Origin of the sequence: Streptomyces sp. NPDC006365 (genome assembly GCF_042870755.1) — a bacterium.
In the GTDB taxonomy this organism is placed as follows: Bacteria; Actinomycetota; Actinomycetes; order Streptomycetales; family Streptomycetaceae; genus Streptomyces; species Streptomyces xiangluensis.
In genome coordinates this window covers 51,748-76,915 of sequence record NZ_JBIAHS010000028.1, presented here as the reverse complement: position 1 = coordinate 76,915, position 25,168 = coordinate 51,748, and the positions used below count along the sequence as shown (strand labels likewise).

The window sequence follows — 25,168 nt, the reverse complement described above, 5'->3', positions numbered from 1 at the left end:
TCAGGTCCCCTTGACCGTGAAGCCCTGCTTCTTGGCGTACGCCGTGAGCCGGGACTGCCACGTACCGAGCGCGGCGACGGTGTCGGACTTGGCGGCAAGGGACTTGCCGACGGTCTCCGTCCAGTCGGTCGCCGCCTGGTCGTAGAACGGCGGCCACTGGAACGAGGGAGAGACCGTGTCGCTGATGTCGGCGAAGATCTGGTTGACCTTCTGACCGCCGTAGAACTCGGGCGCGCTGCCGGTGAAACTCGCGTCCGCGAGCAAGGCCTTGGTCGCCGGGAAGAAGAACTGCTGGGTGACGAACATCTTGGCGCTCGCCGGGTCGCTGTTGAGGAACTGGGCGAACTGCGCCGCCGCGATCTTGTTCTTGGTGGCCGCGGTGACCGCGGTCGTGGAGCCGCCCCAGTTGCCGGCAACCGGCTTGGCGGCATCCCACTGCGGCAGCGGCGCCGCCCGCCACTTGCCCGAGGTGGACTTGGACGAGCCGGACAGGAAGGACGGGCCCCAGGCCGCGGTGAGCCAGGTGGCGTACTTGCCCTTGTTGAACCCGGCGTACCAGGGGTCGGTGAAGTCCGGGTCGGTGCTGATGACGCCTTCCTTCGCGAGACCGCCCCAGTACTCGCCGAGCTTCTTGGAGACGGTGTCGTCGACGCTGATGGACAGAGCGCTCTTGCCCGAGGTCGTGTACGGCTTGCCGCCCGCCTGCCACACCAGGCCGTGCCAGGCGGCCGGTGCGTTCGCCGCGAGGTTGGTCAGGTAGACGTCCGGGTCCGCCTTGTGGAGCTTGCGTGCGGCGGCCGCGAACTCGTCCCAGGTCTCGGGCACCTGGATGCCGTGCTTGTCGAAGATGTCCTTGCGGTAGAGCATCCCCATGGGTCCGGTGTCCTGAGGGATCGCCCAGACCTCGCCGCCGGGTCCGCTGACCTGTCCCCAAGTCCAGTCGACGAACTGGTCCTTCAGTGCCGTGGCGCCGTACGGGGCGAGGTTGAGGAGGCTGTTGGTGATCGTGAAGGTGGGGATCGCCTGGTACTCGATCTGCACCATGTCCGGGGCGCCGGTTCCGGCCTTCAGCGCCGTACGCAGCTTGGTGTAGTGGGCTACGCCCTGGCCGGCGTTGACGACCCTGACCTTGATCGCGGGGTACTTCTTCTGGAAGAGCGCGACCTCCTGCTGGATGTCCGGGACCCAGGTCCAGAACGTCAGCTCGGTCGGCGTCTTCATCGCCTTGTCGATGTCGGCCTGGCTCACCGGCTCGGCGGAGGAGGAGCCGGAGTCGCTGTCGCCGCTGCACGCGGCGAGTGCGGCTCCGAGGGACACCGCGCCGGTCGCGGCGAGGAACCGCCGACGGCTCATGGAGGACGTGGGAACGAATGATCGGGGCATGGCGAACTCCCGCCGAAGGGCAGACGAATGGGCAGAGGAACGGAGCACCTGGCGTGGGCGCTGCGCATGGGGAAAGGGAGAGGCGTGGGGAGGGATGACGTGGGGCGGGGCGCAGACGTCGCTACCAGGGCATCGGGGTCGCCATATTCGAGTCTGCGTCGCGTGCGGGGTGCGGCCGGCACGCGCGTCACGTGCCGTACTGCGGAAGTCCACGGTTGTGGAAGGGTTTTGAAGGGCGGTGAGCGCGGGCGGCGCACCGCCCGGCCATGAGCGGGTACCGCCCAGGCCGATGAACGCGGGTCAGTCGGTGGTGGGCGGGCGGATCAGCGGATCAGTTGGTGGAGTGGGCGGTCCGTCCCCGGCCGGGGGTAACTGTGCCGAGCCGCTCGAGCCGGAGGCCGTGCGCCGCCCGCGTGCCGGGATCTTCCGGCTCGGCGGGGGTGCGGTCGAGGCGCGGACGACGAGTTCGACCGGCGGATCGTGCGCCGGCGCCGGCTCCGCGTCCGGTTTCTCGATGGCCTGCACCAGGAGCCGGATCCCGTCGTTCGCCACGGCGTCGAAGGGCTGGCGCATCGTGGTCAGTGGAGGAGTGACATAGGCCGCGACGGGGACGTCGTCGAAGCCGACGACACTCACATCGCCCGGCACCCGCAGGCCGGCTTCCGTCAGCGCGCGGATCAGACCGATGGCCATGTCGTCGTTGGCGGCGAACACGGCGGTGACGCCACCGGCGGAGGCGAACTCGCGGCCCGCCGCGTAGCCGGATTCGGCCGACCAGTCGCCCTCGATCACGGGCGGCTGTTCCCTGCCGCGTGCCGACAACGCCGCCCGCCAGCCCCCCAGACGGTCCCGGGCGGCGAACCACCCCTGCGGACCGGCCAGATGATGGACCGTCATATGACCGAGATCCAGCAGGTGTTCGGTGGCCGCCCGGGCCAGCGACTCGGCGCCGACCCCCGCGGCCACGGTCCGTGAACCGCCGAACACCGCGGGCGCGCCGAGGACGAGGACCGGCACATCGACGCTGAGCGAGACCGATCCCTCATCGATCGGTTCGGATACGACGATGCCGTCCACACCCTGCTCGAGCAGTGACTCCACGGCCCCGGCGACGCCTCCCGGCTCACCCTCCAGGGTGTTGACCACCCGGATCGCATAACCCGCGTCCCGGGCGGCCCGCTCGACGCCGATGAGCAGCGTGGCGGGCCCGTACAGGGCGGTTCCCAGCGTGACCACGCCGATGGTGCGGGAGCGCCCCGAGGCCAGTGCCCGGGCCGCATTGTTCATCCGGTAGCCGAGTTCCTCGGCGGCTTCGAGCACGCGCCGACGCACCTCGTCGGACACGTACCGCTCACCGTTGAAGACCCGGGACACCGTCTTCTGCGAGACACCGGCCAGCCGGGCCACGTCCACGCTGCGCGGCGCGGCGGGGCTGCCGCCCCGTCCTCCCACTCGCGTCATTGCGTCTCCCGATGTTCGGCGGCTCAGATCCTAGCCAGTCACGGCCCGTTGCCCGCAGCTGACCCGACCGGAACCGGGCGGTCAACTGTATGACTGCGCTGTCATGACTGCGGTGTCATATCTACGCAGTCAAACAGAACGTGTCAAGACTTCGCGCAACATCGCGGCAACCGGAACGCAACGCACGACCCCCGCCCCACAGGCACCGAGCCTCCCACCTGCGATCAGGCGCGACAGGTTCCGCCTGGACGAACATACGGAGGTGCCGTGGACGAGCAGGACGAGCAGAGGGAGATCACGACCGCGCTGGAGGCGGCCGACAACGCGCTGGTCCTGACCTTCGGACGGTTGCAGGGTGCCGCGAACCGGCTGGAGTGGATCCTGGGCCGGAAGATCGAGGAGGAGTGCGGGATCAGCCACCTGATGTACGAGGTGCCGCTGATCCTGGGACGGGCCGGCGAACCCGGGTTGTCGATGCGGGCGATCAGCCAGGAGCAGGTGCTCAGCACCGGCGGGGCGACACGACTGGTGGACCGGATGGAGGCGGCCGGTCGTCCTGGCCCGCTACACGGCCCTCAACAAGGCCACGGGCAAACCGATCGACGTGCGCGTCGCGCACCACTTCGTCGTACGGGGCGGACTGATCGTCCGCTTCGAACAGTTCGTGGACCCGCCCAGGTCCGGGACGCGATGACCACCGGGGCGTGACCGCGGCGACGCCAGAGGGCGGCCGACGTCTCGCGGTTACCCGCCCGACGCCGACCGCCCTCTGGGGATGCTTGGTGGCTGGTCCGCTGGTCTTCAGTCGACAAGAGTTCGGGAACCGTCGAGGCCAGTGATCGTTTTCCTCGCCGGTACCGGGTGGCTGTCCACGGTCACGGCGACATCGGCGTGACCGTGGACAGCCTCTTGCGGCACTCCCGCGACCATGTCGCGGAAGGCCCCCGCAATGTCACCCCTGTCGGCCTCGGCTCAGAGCAGCCGGTCCTTGGCCTTGTAGTAGGCACCGCCGAACGGCAGGAACCAGGGAGTGCCGTTGTAGAAGGGGACGGGCACTTTCGGGAAGCCGAAGCCGCGCAGGGGGTTGGCCTCGGGCTTGCCGTCCATCATCTCGGCCACCGCGCGGCCCATGTACGTGGCCATCTGGACGCCGTGACCGCAGTAACCCATGGAGTAGTACAGGCCGTTGACGTCACCGGCGTGCGGGATGCGGTCCCAGGAGAAGCCGACCATGCCGCCCCAGACGTAGTCGATCCGCGTCCCGGCCAGCTGCGGGAAGATCTCCGTCATCTCCCGCTTGAGGATCTCGCCGCTCTTGACGTCGGAGGCCGGGTTGGAGGGGGCGAAGCGGGCCCGGCCGCCGAAGGCGAGGCGGTTGTCCGGAGTGAGGCGGACGTAGTGGCCGACATTCTTGTGGGCGACCAACAGGCGGCCGTTCGGGATGAGTTCCTTGGCGCGTGCCTCCCCCAACGGCTCGGTGACGATGATGAAGCTGCCGACGTTGATCAGCCGCTTGCGGAACCACGGCATCGACTTGTCGGTGTAGGCGTCCGTCGCCGCCATGACCTGCTTGGCCCGGATGATGCCGTTCATGGTCTCCACCACGAAGCCGCCACCGGGGAGGCGGGTGAGGCCGGTGGCGGCGTTGCGCTCGTGGATCTCGGCACCGGCACGCTCGGCGGCGTCCGCCAGGCCTCCGACGAACTTGCCCACGTGCAGGCCCGCGCTGAGCGGGTCGAGCAGGGCGCCGTGGTAGTAGTCCGTGCCGAGCTCGGCCCGCAGTTCGCTCTTGCTCAGGACGATCGTCTCGTGGCCGAAGTTGTCGGCCAGGTCGCGCTGCTTGGCCCGCAGGCCATCGAAGTGCCCGGGCTTGCAGACCGCGCCGAGGCGCCCGGAGCGGTTGAAGTCGCAGTCGATGTTCTCGGTGCGCGTGAGCTCCTCGACGACGTCGACGGCCTCGCGGAAGGCGTTGTAGAGCTCAAGGGCCCGCTCCTGCCCGAAGCGCTTGCGCGCCTCTGCGGGGCTGATGGTGATGCCCTGGGTGCACATGCTGCCGTTGCGCCCGGAGGCGCCCGAGCCCACCTTGTCCTTCTCGACCAGGACGACCCGGGCGCCCTTGCGGGCGGCGTGGTAGGCGGTGGACAGGCCGGTGAGACCGCCGCCGATCACCACCACGTCCGCCTCGTCGGGCAGGTCCTTTCCGGAACGGTCGGGGAAGGCGGGGGCTGTGTCCAGCCAGTAGGGGATCTGCTTCATGGCGTGCGTCCTCTGTGTTCTCGGTCTGGTTCGCCGGTGCGGCCGTCGGTCAGCAGCCGAGCAGCTTCGGGAGGCCCGACAGGTCGGGCAGCTCGTCGTACGGCTGGTAGTCAGCGCTGCCGGGGTGGCCGTAGCGGTTGATCCACACTCGGCGCTTCAGGCCGAGGTCGCGGGTCGGGATGTGGTCGTACTCCCAGCCCTGGGCGGTGTGGATGACCTGGGACGGCTCGACGCCCATGGTCTTGAAGGCGTGCTCGAAGGTCTGGCGGTCGGGCTTGTAGGCGCCGGCCTGCTGGGCGGTGATGACGTAGTCGAACTCGACGCCGATGTTCTCGACGTTCCGCGCGATCAGGTTGTCGTCGGTGTTGGAGATGATGGCGATCTCGTACTTGGTCTTCAGGGCGCGCAGGGCGTCCGGGACCTCCGGGAAGGGACCGAAGGAGGGTACGGCCTCGACGAGGGCGTCACCGTCGGACTCGCGGTACTCCAGGCCGTGCAGACGCATGGCGTTGCGCAGGCTGGAGTGCAGGATCTCGTGGTACGGGCGGTAGGCCTCCAGGACGGCCTGGAACCGCATGACGCGGAAGTCGTCGAGGAACTCGTCGACGTCCAGGTTGTCCAGGTCCAGCCGGTCCTCGAGGACCTTCAGGGTCGTGGGGGCGAGCTCGAAGTTGATCAGGGTGGCATAGGCGTCGAAGGTGACGATCTCTCGCATGGTGTTCGCCTCAGTCTCGCGGGTTTCCGGATTTCCAGGGGGTGGGGTGGGGCGGGGTGGGGGCTTCAGACGACGCGTTCGCCGGTGGTGACGATCGCGTCGAGTGCGGCCAGGTCGGCCGGGTCGGGGATCCAGTCGGCCGCCGCCGCGTTCGCGGTGACCTGTTCGGGGGTCATGGCGCCGCAGATGACGGAGCCGACGGCGGGGAGCGCGGCCAGTGCGCCCACCGCGACCTGGAGGAGGGTGAGTCCTCGTTCGGCGCCGTACGCGGTGAGCGCCTCGGCCTTGTCGAGGGCCGCGTCGGTGAGCCAGCCCTGCCGCCAGGACAGCCGGCTGCCGGGCGGGGGCTGTTCACCGCGCCGGTACTTTCCGCTGAGCAGGCCGTTGGCCAGCGGGTAGTACGGCAGCAGGCCGACGCCTTGGCGCAGGCAGGCCGGGATCAGGTCCCGCTCCACGCCGCGGTCGAGCAGGTGGTAGCGGGCCTGGGTGGAGACGAAGGCGTCGGTGAGGTCCTCGGCCGGGAGGTTGGAGCAGCCGAAGTACCGGATCTTGCCCTCGTCGACCAGCTCTTGGAGCGCGGCGACGGTCTCCTCCAGCGGGGTGACGCCGTCCGGCTCGTGGTACTGGTACAGATCGATCCGGTCGGTGCCCAGCCGGCGCAGTGACGCCTCCACCGCGTACCGGAGGTAGGCACGAGCCCCGCGCGGCCCGTACAGGTCCGCGTCCCGGCCCATCTCCATACCGAATTTGGTGGCGAGCACGACCTCGTCACGTCTGCCCTTGAGGGCGGCGCCGAGGAGCCGTTCGCCGTCACCGCGCCCGGTGCCGCTCTCCCCGATCCCGCCGTACATGTCGGCGGTGTCGAAGAGAGTGATCCCGGCGTCGAGGGCGGCGTGGACGACAGCCTTCGTGCCGTCCTCGTCGAGACGGGCGCCGAAGTTGTTGCCGCCGACGCCCACCACCGAGACGGCCGGGCCGCGCTCACCGAGCGTGCGGTATCTCATGACCGGTTCCCGAAGCCGATGCAGACGTTCTTGGTCTGCAGGTAGCTGTCCAGGCCGGCCAGGCCCTTCTCCCGGCCCCAGCCGCTGTGCTTGTAGCCGCCGAAGGGGAGTTCCACGCCGGTGCCGACGCCGGTGGCGTTGACGTAGACCTGGCCGGCCCGGATGCCCTCGGCCAGGCGCATCGCCTTGTCGATGTCACGGGTCCACACGTAGGAGGCCAGGCCGTACGGGCTGTCGTTGGCGATGTCCAGGGCCTCGTCGGCGTCGTCGAACTCGATGACGGTGACGACGGGGCCGAAGATCTCCTCGCGGGCGCAGCGGGCGTCGTTTGTCAGGCCGGTCAGGACGGTCGGCTCGACGTAGTAGCCGTCGGCCAGGGCCGGGTCGGACGGCGCACGGCCACCGGCCCGTGCCACGGCGCCCTCCTCGCGGGCCAGGTCCACGTAGCCCAGCACCCGGTCGCGCTGCCGGGCGGCGACGAGCGGGCCGACGTCCGGGTCGGTGAGACCCGGGCCGACGCGCAGTGCGGCAGCGTGTGCGACGAGCTTGTCCAGGAACTCCTCGGCGCCTCGCTGCAGCAGCAGCCGGGTGCCGGCCGAGCAGGTCTGCCCGGCGTTGCCGAAGGCCGAGGCGGCGACGGCACCGAGGGCCAGGTCGAAGTCGGCGTCGGCGAAGACGACGACCGGCGACTTGCCGCCCAGTTCCGTGACGGAGGGCACCACGTTGGCGGCAGCGGCCTGGGCGACCTTGATGCCGGTGGGTACCGAGCCGGTGAAGGTGACCTGGTTGATGTCCGGGTGGCCGGCGAGGGCCGCGCCGGTCTCGCCGTCGCCGGGGACGACGTTGAGAACGCCCGGCGGGAGGCCGCACTCCAGGGCGATTCTGCCGATCTCGAGCGGGGTGAGCGGCGCCTCGGGTGAGGGCTTGAGCACCACCGTGCAGCCCGCTGCCAGCGCCGGGGCGGAACCCCGCGCGGTGTTCTGCAGGGGGTAGTTGAAGGGGATGATCTGGCCGGAGACGCCGATCGGCTCGCGGACGGTGTAGTCGATGAGGCCGGGTCCGAGGGGGACCGTGGTGCCGCCGAGCTTGTCGGCGACGCCCGCGTAGAACTCGAAGTAGCGGGCCGCCGCTTCGACATCGGCCTTCGCCTGGCGCAGCGGCTTGCCGACGTCCTGGCTCTCCAGACGCGCCAGCCGTTCACCCTCGTAGCGGATGGCCTCCGCGATCCTGTAGAGGATCCGGCCCCGGTCGGCGGCGCGCATCCCGGCCCACTCGGGAGAGGTGAACGCCGCCCGTGCGGCAGCCACCGCCTGGTTCACGTCCGCCTCGCCGGCCAGCGCCACCTGGGCGATGGCCGTCCCGTCGGAGGGGTCGAGGACCGTGAAGAAGCGGCCGTCGGCGGCGGGGACCCGCTTGCCGTCGATGAGCAGTTCGGTCAGCTGCAGTTCGCCGGTCATGGCCGGATCTCCCCGAGGACCTCGCCGAAGATGACGACCTCGTCGCCGGGGCGGACGGTGCGGATCCGGCGGACCCAGAGCACGATGCCGTCCTGCGGGGCGGTGACCTCTTCCAGCGTGTTGCCGTAGTGGTCGGTGATGGTCGCGATCAGATCGCCTTCCTTGCAGTTCTCCCCCGGCTCGGCGCGAGCGACGAAGAAGCCGCCGGAGGCGGAGCGGGCGAAGGTGCCGGAGACGGTGGTGTAGGTGTCCCGCAGCTCCGCCTGGCCGTCGGTCATGCCGAGGCTGCGCAGGATGTTGCGGATCGAGTTCATGTGATGCTCGACGTTGGTCTCGCGATAGGTGGCGCCACCGCACTCGATGGTGATGGCGGGCTTGCCGGCCTCAAGGACGGGGTGGCGGACCGTGCCGCCCCACTTGCCGCCCTTCCAGACCAGCTCGTGCCCGGCGGCGAGCGCCAGGTCGGTGGCCAGGTCCTCGTAGCCGCCCTGGAGGATGACCAGCGGGGCGATCTCGCCGTAGGCGCCACCGGTGTGCAGGTCGACCACGGCGTCGACGGCCGGGATGACCTTCTCGACGAAGGTGGCGGCCAGACGCTGGGAGTACGAGCCCTCCGCGTCGCCGGGGAAGATGCGGTTGAGGTTGAGGTGGTCGATGCCGCTGGCTCGGGCGGCCGCCTCGAAGGCCGGAGTGTTCAGGCAGGGGATGCCGACGACGGTGCCGCGCAGGGTGGCCGGGTCGATCTCGGCGAGTACGCGCCGGATGGCCTCCTGGCCGTCGTACTCGTCGCCGTGTACGCCCGCGTCCACACACAGGACCGGGCCGTCCTGCACGCCGTTGACGACGATCAGCGGAATGCCGAGCTCCACGCCGTAGCTGCTGGTGCCGACCGGGATGAGGCCCTGGGCGCGTTCGCCGGGGGCGACGGTCAGCGGACCGATGGAATACATGTCGTTCCTTTCCGAAACGTGAATCAGATGCGGGCGGACGCCTCGGCGAGGGTTTCCGAGAGGATGTCGGCGATACGGTCCAGGAGGAAACGGTCGCTGATCAGCGGGGGCGCGATCTGGACCAGCGGCGCGGACCGGTTGTAGACGCGGGCGAGGAGGCCGGCCTCGCGGAGCCGACGCGGGATCCGGTCGAGGATCAGGCCGGCGCGGGCCAAGTCGCTGAATCCGCCGTCCTCAAGATCGCCGACGAGTTCGCAGGAGTAGAAGAACCCGGTACCGCGGACGTCGCCGACGATCGGCAACTCCATGAGGGACGCCATGCGCTTCGCGAGGTGGTCCTGGAGGCCGCGGACGTTCTCCAGGATCCGGTCCCGCTCCACGATCTCCAGGTTGCGCAGGGCGATGGCCGCGCTCAGCGGGTGCCCGGCGAAGGTGTAACCGTGGTTGAGTACCGCGCCGGGCTGGTTGATGACCTCGGTGACCTTGGTGCTGACCAGGGTGGCGCCCATGGGGGCGTATCCGGCGGTGATGCCCTTGGCTACGGTGATCATGTCCGGGCGGGCGCCGTAGCGGTCCCCGCCGAACCACTCCCCCACCCGGCCGAAGGCCGTGATCACCTCGTCGGCGACGAGCAGGAAGCCGTACCGGTCGGCCAGCGCCCGCAGCCCCTGCCAGTACCCCTTGGGCGGGGTGATGCAGCCGCCGCGGTTCTGCACCGGCTCGGCGATGAGCATGGCGACGGTCGCCGGGCCCTCGGCCAGGATCGCGGCCTCCAACTCGGCGAGCAGCCGGGCCGTGTAAAGGTCGTCGTCCGCATACTCCGGTGCGAGGCCGAAGCGGTTGGTGTTGGACACGAACCGGGTGTCGATCGCCGGCGGGCCGTACGGCTCCGTCAGGCCGGGATCGTCAGTGAGCGACAGGGTGCCGACGGTCAGCCCGTGGTAGGCGCCGCGCCGGGCGATCGCCTTGATGCGGCCCGGCTCGCCGCGCAGAGCGTGGTAGCGGCGGGCGATCTTCCAGGCGGTCTCGACGGCTTCGGCGCCGCCGCTCGAGAAGAAGGTGTGCTCGATGTCCACAGGGGCGATACGGGACAGCCGCTCGGCGAGTTCGATCGCCGTCGGGTGCGCGGAGCCGGTCCACAGCGGGCTGTAGCACAGCTCGCGCAGTTGCCGTTCGGCGGCCTCGGCGAACTCGGCGCCGTAGGAGTAGCCGAGCTGGCAGCAGTACAGCCCTGACAGGCCGTCGATGTAACGCCTGCCGTCTGCGTCGTCGACGTACGGGCCCTCCCCTCGCCGGACGACGAGGAGGTTTTCGCCCTCGGGGCCGAGCGAGCCGTTGGCGGTCATGTTCAGCAGCAGGTGCCGCTGAGCGGTGGCGGCGGTCATACGGTCTCGCCTCCGGGGTTGGCGACCCCGACGGTGTTCTCGACCGAGAGGAGGGAGTTCTGGCGTCCGGTGCCGAGCCAGCGCACCAGGGCCACCAGGCCGAGGGCGAGGATGGCGAAGGCGGTCAGGAGCGCGCTGACCGCGGTCACGCTGGGGTCGATCTCGAAGGTGAGGGAGTTGTAGACCCGCACCGGCAGGGTGACGGTGTCGACGGAGGACAGGAACTGGGATATGTAGAACTCGTCGAAGCTGGTGATGAAGGAGAAGATCGCTGCCGCGATCATCCCCGGTGCGGCGAGGGGGAAGGTGATCCGCCGGGCGATCGTCAGACGGCCGGCGCCCATGCTGGCCGCGGCGTCCTCGAGGCGTTCGTCGATCCCGCGCAGGGTCGCGATCAGGATCAGTACCGCGATCGGCGAGGCCAGCACGGTGTGCCCGAGGGCGATGGCGATGGGGCTGCCGAGCATCGCGGCGGGCTCGAAGAGCAGGAACAGCCCGAGTGCGGTGACGATCTGCGGGATGACCAGCGGTCCCAGGACCAGGGCGTAGACCGCTGAGCGCAGCGGGAGTTCGCTGCGGGTCAGGGCGGTGGCCGCGGTCACCCCGATGATGAGGGAGAACACGGTGCTCAGGGCGGCGACCAGGGCGCTCAGGGACAGTGCGGCGGGCCATTTGCTGCCGTCGGCGAACAGCGCCTTGTACCAGTTCAGCGTCCATGCTTCGGGCGGGAAGGCGGCGAAAGCGTTGTTGCTGAAGGAGGTGACGAGGATGACGACGATGGGCAGCGCCAAAAACAGCAGGATGATGGTGGCAACCGCGGTCAGAGCGATCCGCCCGGCGAGGGTCTTGCGCAGTTCCATCATGACGCGCTCCTCTTCTTGGCGCTGGCGCCCAGCGAGGTCACGAGCTTGACCAGCAGCAGTCCGGCGAAGGTGAGCAGCAGCAGGATGACGCCCTGGGCGGCCGCCCCGTTCCACTGGTTTTCCTTGGTCACCTGCTGGTTGATCAGGGTGGCGATCATCGTCTGGTTGGGTCCGCCCATCAGGGCGGGGGTGATGTAGTAGCCCAGCGAGAGGATGAAGCTGAGCAGTCCGGCGCTGGCCAGGCCGGGGGCGACCAGCGGCAGGTAGATGCGGCTGAAGATCGTCACGCGTCCGGCGCCCATGCTGGCCGCGGCCGCCAGCAGGCGACGGTCCACACCGCGCATCACGCCGTACAGCAGCAGCACGGTGTAGGGCAGCATCATCGAGGTGGTGCCGATGACCACACCGAGCTCGTTGTAGAGCAGCTTGAACGGCCCGCCCGGTATCGACTCGTTCACCAGGCCCTTGTCGCCGAGCATGATGATCCAGCCGTAGGTGCGTACCAGGGCGCTGATGAAGTGCGGGACGACGACGACCAGCATGGCCAGGGCGGCCCACATGGGCTTGAGCCGGGAGATCGCCTGGGCCAGGAGGAACCCGAAGACCAGGCTGAGCAGCGCCGTCTCCGCGGAGATCCGCAGCGTGGTGATCAGGACGGAGAGGTTGACGCCGGTCAGCGCGTCGGCGTACCAGTGCAGCGTGAACGAACCATCGGTGTCCTGCAGGCTGAGGAGCAGCGTGCTGAAGATCGGATAGATGAACAGCACCAGCAGATAGACGACGACCGGCAGCGCGTACAGGATCCCGAGGCGGGTCTTGCGTGAAGCCAGCAGCTTGCGCGGACGAGCGCCGGCGGTGGCGGTGAGGGCGGCCATGGCTCACCCGCCCTGTTCGGTCGGGAAGAGGTTGACGTCCTCGGGGTCGGCGCTGATCCCGACGCGCTCGCCGCCGACCGGGCCGCGGCCGGCCGGTACTTCCAGGCGCAGCAGCGGCGCCTCGCCGCCGTCGATGCGCACGCCGGCGCGGACCAGGGTGCCCACGTAGGTGGCGTTCTCCACCGTGCCGGTACAAAAACCGTCGTCCGGTGCCACGGCCCGCAGCCGGCCCGGCTGCACGGCCACCTTCACAGAGGTGCCGGAGGCCAGCTCGTGACGGCGCACCTTGAGCAGGCCGCCACTGTGCTCCAGACGGACCAGGGTGTGCTCGCCGTCGTGCTTCTCCACCCGGCCGGGCAGGAAGTTCGCCGCGCCGAGGAAGTCCGCCACGAAGGGCGTCTTCGGCCGCTCGAACAGCTCACGGGGGGTGTCGAACTGCTCGATCAATCCGTTGCGCATCACCGCGATCCGGTCCGAGAGGACCAGCGCTTCCTCCTGATCGTGCGTCACATAGATGACGGTCAGGCCCAGTTCCTGCTGGATGGACTTGATCTCGACCTGCAGCTGGTCACGGAGCTTCTTGTCCAGGGCGCCCAGCGGCTCGTCCATGAGGATGACCGGCGGGCGGTAGACCAGTGCCCGGCACAGGGCCACGCGCTGCTGCTGACCACCGGACAGCTCGCGCGGCTTGCGGCCGCCGAACCCCGACAGACCGGCGATCTCCAGGGTTTCCCCGACCCGTCGGCGGATCTCGTCCTTCGGCACTCCGCGCAGGGTGAGCGGGAACGCGACGTTCTCACTGACCGTCATGTGCGGGAAGAGCAGGTACTGCTGGAAGACGAAGCCGAGGTTTCGCTTCTGCGGGGCGAGCCGCGTGACATCACGCCCGCCGACGGTGATGGTGCCGGAGTCGGGTTCGCAGAACCCGGCGATCATCATCAGGGTCGTGGTCTTGCCCGACCCCGAGGCGCCGAGGAAGGTGACGAACTCCCCGGCCGCGATCTCCATGGACGCCTCGTCGACCGCGACGACGTCCCCGTATGTCTTGCGCAGAGCCACTACCGACAGCGCTTTGCCGGTCGCGGCGGCCGGCGTGACGCCGGCCACCTTGACGGACGGTGTGGCGACACCGAATTCAGCCACGAGCCCACTCCAGCCAGCGCTTGGTGACGGCCGCTTCGTTCTTCAGCCACCAGTCGATGTCGGTGTCAAAACCCTTGTCGTAGTACTTGGGCGCACCGGCGAGTGCGTTGCGCTCGTCCTCGGTGAGCTTTTCGTAGGCCAGCGGAGAAGTCGGGTTCGAGGGGAAGGCCTTGGCCAGATTGGCCTGGATCTCGGCCCGCAGCGAGAAGTCCATGAGCTTGTAGGCGTTGTCCGCGTTGGCCGCGCCCTTGGCGATGGCGTAGCCCTGGAACTGGCGGCGCATGCCGTTGAGCTGCCGCTCCACCGGGACGCCCTGCTTCTGCAGATCGGCGATCCGGCCGTCCCAGACGGTGGACATCGTCACCTCCTCACGGCTCAGCAGCACACCCGGGAGCGGGCCGCTGTCCCAGAACTTCTTGATGTTCGAGCGCAGCCGGGTCAGCGCCTTGAACGCGCGGTCCACATCCAGCGGGTACAGCTGGTCCATGGGGACGCCGTCGGCCAGCAGCGCGAACTCCAGCTCCGGCAGGTCACCGTCCGGGCTGACCATCGAACGGCCGCCCTGGAACGCCTTGGTGTCCCAGAAGTCCGCCCACGACTCCGGCTTCTTGCCCCCGAAGGCGTCCGTGCGGTACGCGATGCACTGGCCGTAGAAGCTGTTGCCGATGGCGTGCTCGGTGATCTGGTTCTCGGGGATCTTCGCGCTCTTCACGCTCTTGACCCGGTCGGGGTCCAGCGCCTCCAGAGCGTCCTGCTTGACGTACTTGAGGTGGGACATCATCGAGTTGTTGATGAGGTCGCACTGCGGGCGGCCCTGCTTGATCTGCGCGAGCAGCGGGGCGTCGTCCACGTTGAGCACCTTGACGGCGATGCCGGTCTCCTGCGTGAACGGCGTGTAGATCGCCTTCTGCAGGGCCGCACCGTAGGAACCGCCACTGTCACGGACGATCACCGTCTTGCCACCGCCCTTGGCGCTGCCGGAAGGGGTACGGCTCGTGCCGGTGCCGCATGCGCTGAGGGCGGTCGCGGCGGCGAGACCCGCCGTGACTCCGCCGACGCCTCGCAGGAAGAGTCTGCGGTCTATACGGGCGTCTCTCATGGTGTGCCTCCTGGGGTGGTGCTACGGGGAAAGAGGGACGGCTGGGAATGGGGGTCTAGGGGCGGGGGTCCGCCTCGTCGGCTCCGCGGCCCAGGCCGGGGGCCGAAAGAGTGTCGGGTCGCGTGGCCGTGTCGGGGTCCCACGGGACGGCCAGGGCGGCCAGTTCGGTGCCGGGGCAGACGGTGAGGCCGTGCATGCCGTAGAAGATCCGCCCGCCGGCCGGGGCGTGGACCGTGTGCTCAGTGCCGTCGGCCGGGTCGACGATGCGGCCCAGAACGTCGCCGTCCGCCACTTCGCCGATGACGTCACCGTCGAAGGAGAACTCCGGGTACCACAGCCCGGTGGCCTCGGCCGTGACGCCCGCGGACCAGACCCACTCGCGGATCGGCGCCGGGGCGGAGTCGTCCGGGTCCAGTACGCCCAGGTGGCGCAGCGCCCGGAGCAGGCCGTCGACGCGGCGGAGGGCGGTGGCCTCGTCACGCTGCCCGAGCGCTCCGACTTCGACGAGGACCGCCGAGATGCCCCGGCGGGCGGCGGCCGCGTGGCTGTTGCCGCCCTCGGCCGTCAGCCCGAGGATGACGTCCTCGATACCGAAGGAGCCTGCCAGCTCGGCCGTCGCCTTGTCGAGGTCCGGGTCACCGGTGAGGCGGTAGCCGACGAAGTCCCGCAGGACCTGGTCGATGCCGCCGCAGTGCAGATCGACGTAGACATCGGCGCCGTCGACGAGGTGGGCGAAGAGCCAGGCGGCCAGTCGCTCGGTGGGGCCGCCGTCCGGGTCGCCGGGGAAGACACGGTTGATGTTCACGCCGTCGACCGGGGAGACGTTGAGCCGGCCCTGGTACACGGCGTTGGGGTTGGCGACCGGACAGATGATCACCTGTCCGCGCACCTCACCGGGTTCCAACAGGTCTGCCAGGCGCACCGCGGCGTCGATGGGGGTGAACTCGCCGCCGTGCACTCCGGCGGTGATGACGACCCGAGGCCCCGGGCGGGTGCCGTTGACGAGGGTCAGCGGAATGTCCGCGGTGAGGGCGCCGAGGTTCGCCCGGACGCTGCCGCGCTCCTTGGTGCCGGGCTCGGCGTGCAGGGAGCCGACGGAGAGGGTGGTATCGCTCATGGTCATGCCTCCGTACGACCGACGGTGGAGAGGAAGTCGATGGGCTGGGGTGAGGAGCCGTCCAGCGCGAGGTCCGCGGCGATGTCGCCGAAGGCGGGCGAGAGTTTGAAGCCGTGGCCGGAGAAGCCGGCGAGCAGGATGACGTTCTCGGTGCCGGGCAGCGGGCCGACCAGGGGGCGGCTGCTGTCGGTGTAGCCCTCCATGTAGACGGACAGCCGGGTCGGGTCGGGGTGCAGATCGGGCAGATAACGGCCGATCAGCTCGGCATAGATCTCCAGCTCCTCCGGCCGCACCGTCCGGTCCAGCGCGTTCGGGTCTCCCGCCGGCTTGTGCAGGGCCTGGGAGAGGCCGAGCTTGACGGAGACGCCGTCCGGGGAGGGCAGGCCGTAGCAGTGGGTGGGGGCCGTGCGAATGAACGCGGGACGTTCCTCGCCGAACCAGGCGTCGGTGGTGGGCATGAACCAGGCGCTGATCACGCGGAGGATCTCCACCTCCCACGGCAGGCCGGGCAGCAGGTCGTTGACCCAGGGGCCGGGGGTGACGACTGCGGTGTCGAAGCGCTCACTGCCTGCGTCGGTGCGGATCTCCACGCCGCCCGCGACGGGCACGATCTCGCGGACCGTGGTGTAGCGGTGGATCACGGCGCCCAGTTGCTCGGCACGGCGCGCGGCGGTCTGGATGGTCAGCTCGGGGCGGATGAAGCCGGCGCGACGGTCGAGCACAGCCGCGTCGCCGTCCCCGATGCGGTACTGGGGAAAACGTTTCGACAGAGACTCGGCATCCAGCACGTCGTGGTCGAGGTCGTGCTCGGCGATGGACTGAAGGACGGTGGCCATCTGCTGCTGCTCGGTCGGCCCCATCAGCAGGCACCCGGTCAGGCGGCGCAGCTCACGGCCGGTCTCCTGCTGGAGCTGCTCCCACAGGGAGTCGGCGTGCTTCAGGAGCGGGACGTAGCGGGAGTCCTCGAAGTGCGCGCTGCGGAAGATCCGGGTCTCACCGCCGGCGGCACTGCGGTCGTGGCCGGGAGCGAACCGGTCGTACCCGACGACCTCGGCGCCGCGGGCCGCCAGCCGCCAGGCGGCCTGGCTGCCCATCGTTCCCACGCCGACAACGGCGACGCGCTTCCTGGCAGCTGACACAGGACTTTCCTTTCGTATCGCCGGGGCGCATGCTGGGCCCCGACGTGAGGCTGATCAGTTCGAAGGTGTTCAGAAGGGGGCCGGGCCCTGCGTCAGGCACACAGCCCGCAGCCGTCGTGTCTCGGAGTTCCGGCTCATGTTCCGGGATCTCTCTCGGCCTGGCCGTGCCACATTGTGGAATGCTGTGCTAGAATCTGGCACGAGAATGACAGCGGCCAAGAGGGGAGTCAAGAGGGTGTCCGGCAGAAATTCCGACGATTAACAGGGGGAAACCGTATGGAAATGAAGAGCGTCACCAGGTCACTGCGCATCCTGGAGGCAGTCGCGCAGCATCAGCCGGTCACCGTCGGGGAGTTGACGAAGCTCTTCGGACTCCCGAAGTCCACGGTGCAGCGCACCCTGGTCACGCTGGCGGAGGCCGGCTGGCTGAGAGCCAACCGTAAGGACACCACCCGCTGGGAGATCGGCGCGCGGGTGCTGGCCGTACGACCCGCCGCCCTGCAGGGGTCCAGCCTGTTCGCCGCCGCCCGCGAACCCATGATCCGCCTCCGGGACGCGACGAACGAGACCATCCACCTGTCGGTGCCCGACGCCCTGCAGTGCATGGTCGTGGTGGACCGCGTCGACTGCGACCACGCCGTACGGACCTTCCACGCCATCGGCGACACTTCTCCGATGCACGCCACCGCAGTCGGGCGCGCCATCCTCGCCCACCTTCCGAAGAAGGACATCGAGGAACTCGTCGCGCGGGGACTGGAACGGTTCAGCGACACGACCCCCACCGACCCCGACGAGCTGCGCGCCGAGCTGGACCGCATCCACACCGACGGGTACGCGATCAACACGAACCAGTTCCGCCCGGGCGTCTGCGCTCTCGCCGCGCCCGTACTCGACGACGGCGGAACACCTCTGGCCTCCGTGGCCATCTCGATGCCCGAGTCCCGGTACGACACGGACCGGGCACCCGAGTGGGGCCGCCTCGTCGCCGGCACGGCCGCGGAGATCACCGGGCGCCTGGCGGGCGCCTGAGCGGAAAGCGGTGACCCGAGAGCCCGCACCCGGCAAGGGTCGGCTCGCACGCGCAAGCGTGGGAGCCGACCCTCAGTGCATCTCGAGGCACCCACCGCCCTGCGCCCGCTGAGGGAGGGGCAGGGCACAGGGCGACTGCCCCACACGGCGCGGTACAGCGCCGTCCGGGCGCTGTCGCCGTTCATCGCCGCGAGGAACACCGGATTCCCGCAACTCGACACGGGCCCCGCCACCGGTCCCATCACCGGTCCCATCACCGGTCCCATCAGAGCGTATGCCAGATTGTGGAACGCCATGCTATTATCTGGCACGACATGTCCACGACTCCTGGGAGGGAGTCAAGAAGTGAGCACGCCGCAGCTACACAACTGACGGGGGTACCGGAATTGGAAATGAAGAGCGTCACCAGGTCACTGCGCATCCTGGAGGCGGTCGCCAAGCACCAGCCCGTGACCGTGGGAGAGCTGACGAAGCTCTTCGGCCTGCCGAAATCGACCGTGCAGCGCACCCTGGTCTCCCTCAACGAGGCAGGCTGGCTGCGAGCCAACCGCAAGGACACCACCCGCTGGGAGATCGGCGCCCGTATCCTCGCCGTGCGGCCCGCCGCCCTGCAGGGATCCAGCCTGTTCGCCGCCGCCCGCGAACCCATGACGCGGCTCCGCGACGCGCTGAACGAGACCATCCACCTGTCGGTGCCCGACGCCCTGCAGTGCATGGTCGTGGTGGACCGCCTCGACTGCGACCACACCGTACGGACGCACCACGCCATCGGCGACACCTCGCCCCTGCACGCCACGGCGAGCGGACACGCGGTCCTCGCCCATCTGCCGAAGTCCGAGGTCGACGAGGTCACGGCGGGCACGCTCGAGGGTTACGGCGCGGAGACCATCACCGACCCGGTGCAGCTGCGCGCGGAGCTCCAGCGCGTCAGAGACCGTGGATACGCCGTCAACCACAACCAGTACCTCCAGGGTGTCTGTGCCATCGCGGCACCTGTCCTCGACGGCGACAGCGTGCCGCTGGCCGCCGTGGCCGTCTCCCTGCCCGACTCCCGCTTCGAGCCCGGCCGACTTGCGGAGCTGGGCCAACTGGTGACCGACACCGCGGCTGAAATCACCGCCCGACACCTGCGCTGAGGGTGACGGCCCCGGGCCGGAGACAGCCGCCTACCGCCTGGGGACGACAGCACGCCGGTCCGAACCGTGCCTACTTGCGCTCTACTGCGCCCACTCCCCCTGACTGGTGCAGGCCCCGCAGCGGCGGCTCCTGCCGGGCCCCCTGCGCGCGGTGGGCCCCGTACCCGACCTCACGTGCGCAAGCGGCCGCCCGGCTGCGCGAACGCGGGCCGCCTCCGTGCCCGGCCGGGAGGACAGCGGGGCCGGGCACGGGGTGGCCCCGCGGTGCGCGACGGGGCGTACGTCAGGGCAGGACAGCCGCCGTCATCGCACGGGCACCGCGAGGTACTGGTACTCCAGGAACTCGTCGATCCCGACCCGGCCGCCTTCCCTGCCGAGCCCGGACTGCTTGACGCCGCCGAAGGGCGCGGCCGGGTTGGACACCAGACCCGTGTTGAGGCCGACCATGCCCACTTCCAGGCGTTCGCTGACCCGCAGGGCGCGGTCGAGGCCCTCGGTGAAGAGGTAGCCGACCAGACCCCACGGCGTGTCGTTGGCGCGGTGTACGACCTCGTCCTCGTCTTCGAAGGTGAGGATCGCCGCCACGGGGCCGAAGATCTCCGTGTCCATCAGGCGGCTCTCGGGGTCGACATCCGCGAGCACGGTCGGCGGGTAGAAGCAACCGGGGCCCTGAGGCGTACGGCCGCCTACGAGCACCTCGGCGCCGCGCTCCACCGCGTCGGCGACCAGCTCCTCGACCTTGGCCCGTCCCTTCGCGTCGATCAGCGGACCGACATCGACCCCGTCCCGGGTACCGGGGCCCACCACCAACGCGCCCATGCGCTCGGCGAGCCGCCGCCCGAACTCCTCCGCCACCGACCGGTGCACGAAGAAGCGGTTCGCGGCCGTGCACGCCTCACCCATGTTACGCATCTTGGCAACCATCGCGCCGTCCACGGCCTTGTCCAGGTCGGCGTCTTCGAAGACGACGAACGGCGCGTTGCCGCCCAGCTCCATCGACGTACGCACGACGGTGTCGGCGCACTGCGCGAGCAGCAGCCGCCCGACCTGCGTGGAGCCGGTGAAAGAGAGCTTGCGAATCCGCCCGCCGCGAAGGAGCGGTTCGCACACCTCCCCCGCACGGGAGGTGGGGACGACGTTCAGCACGCCGTCCGGCAGCCCGGCCTCCTTGAGGATCGCGGCGAGAGCCAAGCTGGAGAGAGGAGTCTGCGGGGCCGGCTTGAGGATCATCGTGCAGCCGGCGGCGATCGCCGGGCCGATCTTGCGGGTGCCCATGGCCAGCGGGAAGTTCCACGGCGTGATCAGCAGGCAGGGGCCGACCGGGCGGCGGGAGAGCAGCATGCGGTTGCGGCCGTCGGGCAGGATGCCGGCGCCGCCGTCGATGCGTACGGCCTCCTCGGAGAACCAGCGGAAGAACTCCGCCGCGTACGCCACCTCTCCCCTGGCCTCAGCCAGCGGCTTGCCCATCTCGGCTGTCATCAGGTGGGCGAGTTCGTCGGTGCGGTCGATGATGATCTCGTACGCGCGGCGCAGGATCTCGCTGCGTGCCCGCGGTGCCGTACGAGCCCACCCCTCCTGTGCCTCCACGGCCGCGTCCTCCGCGAGCCGGGCGTCCTTGGGGCCCGCGTCGGCGACATGAGCGATGATCTCGCCGGTCGCCGGATCGTCCACGGGCAGGGTGGCGCCGTCCGCGGCGTCCACCCAGGCACCGCCGATGAACAACTGCGTGGGTGTGTCGGTCATGAGGTTTCTCCTGGTTGATCGGATCGATCGGCGGCGGGGTCGAGCAGTTCCGCGAGGTGCAGGGCGCGGATGTCGCGGTCTCCGGCGAGGTGGTCGATCTGGGTGGCGCAGCTGAATCCGTCGGCAACGACAACGGTCCGCTCGACTCCGTTGACGGCGTCGAGGCGCGGTTTCAGCGCCAGGTCGGCGACGGCCATCGAGGTGTCGTAGTGCTGCTCCTCGAAGCCGAAGTTGCCGGCGAGTCCGCAGCAGCCCTCGGCCTCGTCGACCTTCCGAACGCCGAGTTTGCGCAGGAGGTCGCGCGGGCGGCGGCCGGTGAAGGTGGCGTATTCGTGGCAGTGGGTCTGCAGGACGACGTTGTCCGGCAGGTCGGGGGGCGTCCATTCGGGGGCGGCCAGGTCGGTCAGGGCGCCGGTGAGGGTGTGGACGCGGGCCGCGACGCGCTGGGCGGCGCGGGTGCCGAGGAGTTCGGGTACGTCGCGTTTGAGTGCGGCGGCGCAACTGGGCTCGGCCACGATGATGGGCTGGTCGTCGCCGTTGTCCAGGCGGGCGACCGTACGGGCCATGATGCGGCGGGCGACGGACAGCTGGCCGGTGCTGACCCAGGTCAGGCCGCAGCACAGGTCGTCCTTGGCGGTGCAGGGGATTCCGGCGTCGGCGAGTACGCGGCTCGTGGCGCCCGCGACCTCGGGGCGGAAGGCGCGCGTGAAGCTGTCGACGAAGAGCAGGGCCTTCGGAGGTTCGCCGGTCTTCGTGGCGCGCAGGGTCTTGCGCAGGGCGCGCCGGGAGGCGAACGCCGGGATCCTGCGCTTCGTGGTCACGCCTCCGAGGCGGGCGAGCACCCTGCCGGCCGGGCCGCGCAGCAGCGCGTTGACCGGCCGGGCGGCGTATCCGGCCAGGGCCGAGGTCAGGGGCAGCCAGCCCAGCGAGTAGTGGGAGCGGGGCCGGAGCCTGCCCTTGTAGTGGTGGTGCAGGAACTCCGCCTTGTACGTGGCCATGTCGACGCCGACCGGGCAGTCGCTGGAGCACGCCTTGCAGGACAGGCACAGATCGAGGGCGTCCTTGACCTCGGTCGAACGCCAGCCGTCCTGGACGGTCCCGACCCGCACCATCTCCTGGAGCAGCCGGGCCCGGCCCCGCGTGGAGTGGTTCTCCTCGCCCGTAGCCCGGTAGCTGGGACACATCACACCGCCCGCGTCGCTGCGGCAACGGCCGACTCCGACACAGCGGCGCACAGCGCCCTCGAAGCCGTCCTCGTCGTGCGGGAAGGAGAAGAGGGTCTCCACGGGCAGCACGGCAGAGGGCGTGTGCAGCGCCAGATCGGCGTCCAGGGGAGCCGGGTCGACGATGACGCCGGGGTTCAGGATGCCTTGAGGGTCGAAGGTCTCCTTGAAGGCGGCGAACGCCTGGATCATCCGGTGGCTGTACATGACCTCCAGCAGCTCACCGCGCGCCCGCCCGTCGCCGTGCTCACCGGACAGCGTTCCGCCGTGCTCGACGACCAGCGCGGCCGCTTCGGAGAGGAAGCGGCGGGTGGCAGCGCGCCCGGTGTCCGTGGCGAGGTCGAAGTCGATGCGTACGTGGACGCAGCCGGCACCGAAGTGCCCGTACAGCACCCCCGTCAGCCCGTGGGTGGTCAGCAGCCCGCGGAAGTCCCGCAGGTAGGCGGCCAGTTGCTCGGGCGCGACCGCCGCGTCCTCCCAGCCGGGCCAGGACTCCCCGCCGTCGACGAGACGGGCGGCGAGCCCGGCCCCGTCCTCGCGAACCCGCCACAGCGAGCGCCGCTCGGCCGCACTCTCCACGACTCGTCCGCCGGTCATCCGGCCCCGGGCCTTGAGCACGTCGAGCAGTTCCGCGGCGCGGTGGTTCACCGCGGCCTCGTCGTCGCCGTCGAGTTCGACGTAGAGCCAGGCACGCCCTTCGGGCAGGCCGGTGACGGAGTCCGGCCCGCGGCGGGCGCGCATCGTGGCGACGATCGCCTCGTCCATGCCTTCCACGGCGGTGGGCGACCAGCGCAGGATCTCCGGCACGTCCTCGGCGGCGTCGACGACGTCGTCGTAGCCGAGGGTGAGCAGCGCCGTGGCGGGGGCCGTCGCGACGAGCCGTACCGTCGCCGCGGTGACGACCGCGCAGGTGCCCTCCGAGCCGACCAGCGCGCGGGCCATGTCGAAGCCGTTCTCCGGCAGCAGACGGTGCAGGTGGTAGCCGGAGACCTGGCGGGGGATGCGGCCCAGCTCGGTGCGGATCGGAGCCAGGTTGTCGCCGATCAGGTTCCGTATGTCCTGTTCCAGGCGGGAGATGTGTCCTGCGGCCGCGGGGTCGACCGGGTGCAGCCCGTTGTGGTCGGCGATGGCACGTACGCCGTCGGCGGTGACGATCTCCAGGGACTCGATGTGGCTGCTGGTCCGCCCGTGCCGCACGGACCGGTTGCCGCACGCATCGTTGCCGATCATGCCGCCGAGGGTGCAGCGGCTGTGCGAGGAGGGGTCGGGGCCGAAGGCCAGACCGTACGGGCTGGTCGCGCTCTGGAGCGCGTCGAGGACCACTCCTGCCTCGACGCGCGCGGTGCGAGCCTCCTGGTCGATGTCCAGGATCCGGTTCATGTGCCGTGAGAAGTCCAGGACGACGCCGGGTCCGACGGCGTTGCCCGCCATGCTGGTGCCGCCGCCTCGCGCGGTGACCGGGACGCCCGTCTCACGGCAGGCCCGCAGCACCGCGCACACGTCGTCGGCGCTGCGGGGAAAGGCCACCGCCTGCGGCGGGACCCGATAGTTCGAGGCGTCGTAGGCGTAAGCCCCGGTCCCTCCCGCACCGGTCTCGATCCGCAGTCCGGGAGCGGTACGGGCGAGCTCGTCGACCAGGCGCGCGAGGGACTCGGTCATCGCTGCGACGCCCCTGCGGTACCGGCCTCCACCGCGGCCGTCCACGCCTGAAGGCCCTCGTCCACCGCCTTCTCGTCGATCACGAGCGCCGGGATCATCCGTACGACCTGGTTCCAGGCGCCGCACAGCAGCAGGAGCAGGCCCTCGTCGACTGCGGCGCGCTGCACACGGGCGGCCGTCTCGGGGTCGGGGCTGCCGTCCTCGGTGACGAACTCGCTGGCCAGCATCAGCCCCAGGCCTCGTACGTCCCCGATGGCCGGCGTCCGCTCGGCCACCGCCTCCAGGCCGGTGCGCAGCCGGGCACCCATCGCGTCGGCGTTCTCGACCAGCTTCTCGTCGCGTACGACATCGAGGGTGGCGCAGGCCGCGGCGCAGGCGACGGCGTTGGCGCCGTACGTGCCGCCCTGCGAGCCCGGCCATGCCTTGGTCATCAGCTCCTCGGAAGCGGCGATGCCGGAGATCGGGAACCCGCTGGCCAGGCCCTTCGCGGTGATCAGGATGTCCGGGGTGACGCCGAAGTGGTCATGGCCCCAGAACCGGCCGGTGCGGCCGACGCCGGTCTGCACCTCGTCGAGGATGAGCAGGAAGCCGTGCCGGTCCGCGCGCTCCCGCAGGCCCTCCATGAAGGCGCGGGTCGCGGGGACGTAGCCGCCTTCGCCGAGCACCGGCTCGACGATGATCGCGGCCGTGTCGGCGGGCGAGGAGATCGTCTGGAGGGTGTAGTCGAGCTCCTGGAGAGCGAAGCGGGTGGCGGTGTCCTCGTCCCAGCCGTAGCGGTAGGCCGACGGGAAGGGAGTGACGACCACGCCGCTCATCAGCGGGGAGAAGCCGGAGCGGAAGCGGGTGCCGGAGGTGGTCATGGAGGCAGCGGCCACCGTACGGCCGTGGAAACCGCCGTGGCAGACAACGACGTTGGGACGGCCGGTGGCCTGGCGGGCCAGCCGCAGCGCGGACTCGACGGCCTCGCTGCCGGAGTTGCTGAAGAACAGGCTGTCCAGGCCGGACGGCAGCACCTCGCCGAGTTTGTCGACAAGTCGCTGCAGCGGCTTGTGCATGACGGTCGTGTACTGGCCGTGGACCAGCGTGCCCACCTGCTCCTGGGCCGCCGCCACAACCCTGGGGTGGCAGTGCCCGGTGCTGGTGACGCCGATGCCGGCGGTGAAGTCGAGGTAACGGCGGCCGTCCTCGCCGTACAGGTGGACGCCCTCGCCCCGGACCGCCGTCACGGGGGTGGCCTGGCGAAGGTGCGGCGACAGTGCGGTCATGTTCGTCTCCCGGCCGTACATCGTGATCTGCGTGGTCTGCTTGCTCCTGTTATCCCGAGTATTTCCGCGGGCGCGGACGGCTACAACGCGCGATCTGTCCGGCCTGAACGCGGTGATCGGACATTGTGTCAACCGCGGAGCTGCCAGCCGACGGGGCGTACGCCGGCGGACAGCTCTTGCGCAGGTCAGCGCCGCTTGCCACAGTGACCGGGCACTCCCTCGAGGGCTCGGCTCCTCCCGCACTCCCGGCTTCTGTGGCGCGGGTA

The 25,168-nt window shown here is 70.1% G+C and carries 20 protein-coding genes; 3 read left to right on the top strand and 17 right to left on the bottom strand.

The features are described 5' to 3' along the window. Together ACFYO0_RS43030 and ACFYO0_RS43025 are read right to left on the bottom strand one after the other, a co-directional pair. Entirely contained in the window at positions 1-1,383 is a 1,383-nt protein-coding gene (locus ACFYO0_RS43030) for an ABC transporter substrate-binding protein (protein WP_388687199.1), read from the bottom strand. A gap of 300 nt (positions 1,384-1,683) precedes the next feature. After that, entirely contained in the window at positions 1,684-2,844 is a 1,161-nt protein-coding gene (locus ACFYO0_RS43025) for a LacI family DNA-binding transcriptional regulator (RefSeq protein ID WP_388687198.1), read from the bottom strand. Positions 2,845-3,111: 267 nt separating this feature from the next. On the opposite strand from ACFYO0_RS43025, the gene ACFYO0_RS43020 reads away from it, so the two are divergent. Then, on the top strand, positions 3,112-3,552 hold the full coding sequence (locus tag ACFYO0_RS43020) for a MarR family transcriptional regulator (protein WP_388687196.1): 441 nt from the start codon (positions 3,112-3,114) through the stop codon (positions 3,550-3,552). A gap of 264 nt (positions 3,553-3,816) precedes the next feature. Here ACFYO0_RS43020 and ACFYO0_RS43015 read toward each other — a convergent pair whose 3' ends face one another. From ACFYO0_RS43015 to solA, 12 genes are all read right to left on the bottom strand, one after another. Next, positions 3,817-5,100 carry an NAD(P)/FAD-dependent oxidoreductase gene (locus tag ACFYO0_RS43015; RefSeq protein WP_388687194.1) on the bottom strand — a complete coding sequence of 428 codons (1,284 nt, stop codon included), beginning with the start codon at positions 5,098-5,100 and terminating at the stop codon, positions 3,817-3,819. Between the two features lie 49 nt (positions 5,101-5,149). Next, on the bottom strand, positions 5,150-5,815 hold the full coding sequence (locus ACFYO0_RS43010) for a haloacid dehalogenase type II (protein ID WP_388687192.1): 666 nt from the start codon (positions 5,813-5,815) through the stop codon (positions 5,150-5,152). Between the two features lie 65 nt (positions 5,816-5,880). Further along, a complete protein-coding gene (locus tag ACFYO0_RS43005; RefSeq protein ID WP_388687191.1) occupies positions 5,881-6,819 on the bottom strand; it encodes an aldo/keto reductase in 939 nt (312 codons plus the stop codon). Next, complete coding sequence (locus tag ACFYO0_RS43000; RefSeq protein WP_388687189.1) at positions 6,816-8,276, bottom strand: aldehyde dehydrogenase family protein; 1,461 nt, start codon at positions 8,274-8,276, stop codon at positions 6,816-6,818. The genes ACFYO0_RS43005 and ACFYO0_RS43000 overlap by 4 nt, the downstream gene beginning before the upstream one ends. Further along, positions 8,273-9,226 carry a succinylglutamate desuccinylase/aspartoacylase family protein gene (locus ACFYO0_RS42995; RefSeq protein ID WP_388687187.1) on the bottom strand — a complete coding sequence of 318 codons (954 nt, stop codon included), beginning with the start codon at positions 9,224-9,226 and terminating at the stop codon, positions 8,273-8,275. Before ACFYO0_RS42995 ends, ACFYO0_RS43000 begins: the two co-directional genes overlap by 4 nt. A gap of 23 nt (positions 9,227-9,249) precedes the next feature. Next, positions 9,250-10,611 carry an aminotransferase class III-fold pyridoxal phosphate-dependent enzyme gene (locus tag ACFYO0_RS42990; protein WP_388687186.1) on the bottom strand — a complete coding sequence of 454 codons (1,362 nt, stop codon included), beginning with the start codon at positions 10,609-10,611 and terminating at the stop codon, positions 9,250-9,252. Then, positions 10,608-11,474, bottom strand: coding sequence for an ABC transporter permease (locus ACFYO0_RS42985; protein ID WP_388687184.1), 867 nt, complete (start codon positions 11,472-11,474; stop codon positions 10,608-10,610). Before ACFYO0_RS42985 ends, ACFYO0_RS42990 begins: the two co-directional genes overlap by 4 nt. Continuing rightward, positions 11,471-12,349, bottom strand: coding sequence for an ABC transporter permease (locus ACFYO0_RS42980; protein ID WP_388687182.1), 879 nt, complete (start codon positions 12,347-12,349; stop codon positions 11,471-11,473). Before ACFYO0_RS42980 ends, ACFYO0_RS42985 begins: the two co-directional genes overlap by 4 nt. Positions 12,350-12,352: 3 nt before the next feature. Then, positions 12,353-13,492: an ABC transporter ATP-binding protein gene (locus ACFYO0_RS42975; RefSeq protein ID WP_388687181.1), complete on the bottom strand. Its 1,140-nt coding sequence runs from the start codon at positions 13,490-13,492 to the stop codon at positions 12,353-12,355. Next, complete coding sequence (locus ACFYO0_RS42970) at positions 13,485-14,591, bottom strand: ABC transporter substrate-binding protein (RefSeq protein ID WP_388687179.1); 1,107 nt, start codon at positions 14,589-14,591, stop codon at positions 13,485-13,487. The genes ACFYO0_RS42975 and ACFYO0_RS42970 overlap by 8 nt, the downstream gene beginning before the upstream one ends. A gap of 55 nt (positions 14,592-14,646) precedes the next feature. Continuing rightward, on the bottom strand, positions 14,647-15,708 hold the full coding sequence (locus ACFYO0_RS42965) for a succinylglutamate desuccinylase/aspartoacylase family protein (protein ID WP_388687177.1): 1,062 nt from the start codon (positions 15,706-15,708) through the stop codon (positions 14,647-14,649). Positions 15,709-15,710: 2 nt separating this feature from the next. Further along, on the bottom strand, positions 15,711-16,847 hold the full coding sequence (solA, locus tag ACFYO0_RS42960; RefSeq protein ID WP_388687175.1) for an N-methyl-L-tryptophan oxidase: 1,137 nt from the start codon (positions 16,845-16,847) through the stop codon (positions 15,711-15,713). Between the two features lie 282 nt (positions 16,848-17,129). On the opposite strand from solA, the gene ACFYO0_RS42955 reads away from it, so the two are divergent. Further along, positions 17,130-17,876 carry an IclR family transcriptional regulator gene (locus tag ACFYO0_RS42955; protein WP_388687174.1) on the top strand — a complete coding sequence of 249 codons (747 nt, stop codon included), beginning with the start codon at positions 17,130-17,132 and terminating at the stop codon, positions 17,874-17,876. A gap of 392 nt (positions 17,877-18,268) precedes the next feature. After that, positions 18,269-19,012, top strand: coding sequence for an IclR family transcriptional regulator (locus ACFYO0_RS42950; RefSeq protein WP_388687172.1), 744 nt, complete (start codon positions 18,269-18,271; stop codon positions 19,010-19,012). 303 nt (positions 19,013-19,315) lie between these two features. Here ACFYO0_RS42950 and ACFYO0_RS42945 read toward each other — a convergent pair whose 3' ends face one another. From ACFYO0_RS42945 to ACFYO0_RS42935, 3 genes are read right to left on the bottom strand one after another with little or no spacing between them, the layout of a single operon-like run. Beyond that, positions 19,316-20,755, bottom strand: coding sequence for an NAD-dependent succinate-semialdehyde dehydrogenase (locus ACFYO0_RS42945; RefSeq protein ID WP_388687171.1), 1,440 nt, complete (start codon positions 20,753-20,755; stop codon positions 19,316-19,318). Continuing rightward, entirely contained in the window at positions 20,752-23,637 is a 2,886-nt protein-coding gene (locus ACFYO0_RS42940; RefSeq protein ID WP_388687169.1) for an FAD-binding and (Fe-S)-binding domain-containing protein, read from the bottom strand. The genes ACFYO0_RS42945 and ACFYO0_RS42940 overlap by 4 nt, the downstream gene beginning before the upstream one ends. Further along, positions 23,634-24,902 (bottom strand): aspartate aminotransferase family protein, encoded by a 1,269-nt coding sequence (locus ACFYO0_RS42935; protein WP_388687168.1) that lies wholly within the window; start codon positions 24,900-24,902, stop codon positions 23,634-23,636. The genes ACFYO0_RS42940 and ACFYO0_RS42935 overlap by 4 nt, the downstream gene beginning before the upstream one ends. Between the last annotated feature and the right edge of the window lie 266 nt (positions 24,903-25,168).

Excerpts from the sequence above, each read along its gene's own strand:
- ACFYO0_RS43005 (WP_388687191.1), bottom strand. The coding sequence starts at position 6,819 with ATGAGATACCGCACGCTCGGTGAGCGCGGCCCGGCCGTCTCGGTGGTG.
- ACFYO0_RS42990 (WP_388687186.1), bottom strand. The coding sequence starts at position 10,611 with ATGACCGCCGCCACCGCTCAGCGGCACCTGCTGCTGAACATGACCGCC.
- ACFYO0_RS42950 (WP_388687172.1), top strand. The coding sequence starts at position 18,269 with ATGAAGAGCGTCACCAGGTCACTGCGCATCCTGGAGGCGGTCGCCAAG.
- ACFYO0_RS42955 (WP_388687174.1), top strand. The coding sequence starts at position 17,130 with ATGAAGAGCGTCACCAGGTCACTGCGCATCCTGGAGGCAGTCGCGCAG.
- ACFYO0_RS43030 (WP_388687199.1), bottom strand. The coding sequence starts at position 1,383 with ATGCCCCGATCATTCGTTCCCACGTCCTCCATGAGCCGTCGGCGGTTC.
- ACFYO0_RS42940 (WP_388687169.1), bottom strand. The coding sequence starts at position 23,637 with ATGACCGAGTCCCTCGCGCGCCTGGTCGACGAGCTCGCCCGTACCGCT.
- ACFYO0_RS42935 (WP_388687168.1), bottom strand. The coding sequence starts at position 24,902 with ATGACCGCACTGTCGCCGCACCTTCGCCAGGCCACCCCCGTGACGGCG.
- ACFYO0_RS42995 (WP_388687187.1), bottom strand. The coding sequence starts at position 9,226 with ATGTATTCCATCGGTCCGCTGACCGTCGCCCCCGGCGAACGCGCCCAG.
- ACFYO0_RS42965 (WP_388687177.1), bottom strand. The coding sequence starts at position 15,708 with ATGAGCGATACCACCCTCTCCGTCGGCTCCCTGCACGCCGAGCCCGGC.
- ACFYO0_RS42980 (WP_388687182.1), bottom strand. The coding sequence starts at position 12,349 with ATGGCCGCCCTCACCGCCACCGCCGGCGCTCGTCCGCGCAAGCTGCTG.
- ACFYO0_RS42945 (WP_388687171.1), bottom strand. The coding sequence starts at position 20,755 with ATGACCGACACACCCACGCAGTTGTTCATCGGCGGTGCCTGGGTGGAC.
- ACFYO0_RS42970 (WP_388687179.1), bottom strand. The coding sequence starts at position 14,591 with ATGAGAGACGCCCGTATAGACCGCAGACTCTTCCTGCGAGGCGTCGGC.
- ACFYO0_RS42985 (WP_388687184.1), bottom strand. The coding sequence starts at position 11,474 with ATGATGGAACTGCGCAAGACCCTCGCCGGGCGGATCGCTCTGACCGCG.
- ACFYO0_RS43015 (WP_388687194.1), bottom strand. The coding sequence starts at position 5,100 with ATGAAGCAGATCCCCTACTGGCTGGACACAGCCCCCGCCTTCCCCGAC.
- ACFYO0_RS43000 (WP_388687189.1), bottom strand. The coding sequence starts at position 8,276 with ATGACCGGCGAACTGCAGCTGACCGAACTGCTCATCGACGGCAAGCGG.
- ACFYO0_RS43025 (WP_388687198.1), bottom strand. The coding sequence starts at position 2,844 with ATGACGCGAGTGGGAGGACGGGGCGGCAGCCCCGCCGCGCCGCGCAGC.
- ACFYO0_RS43010 (WP_388687192.1), bottom strand. The coding sequence starts at position 5,815 with ATGCGAGAGATCGTCACCTTCGACGCCTATGCCACCCTGATCAACTTC.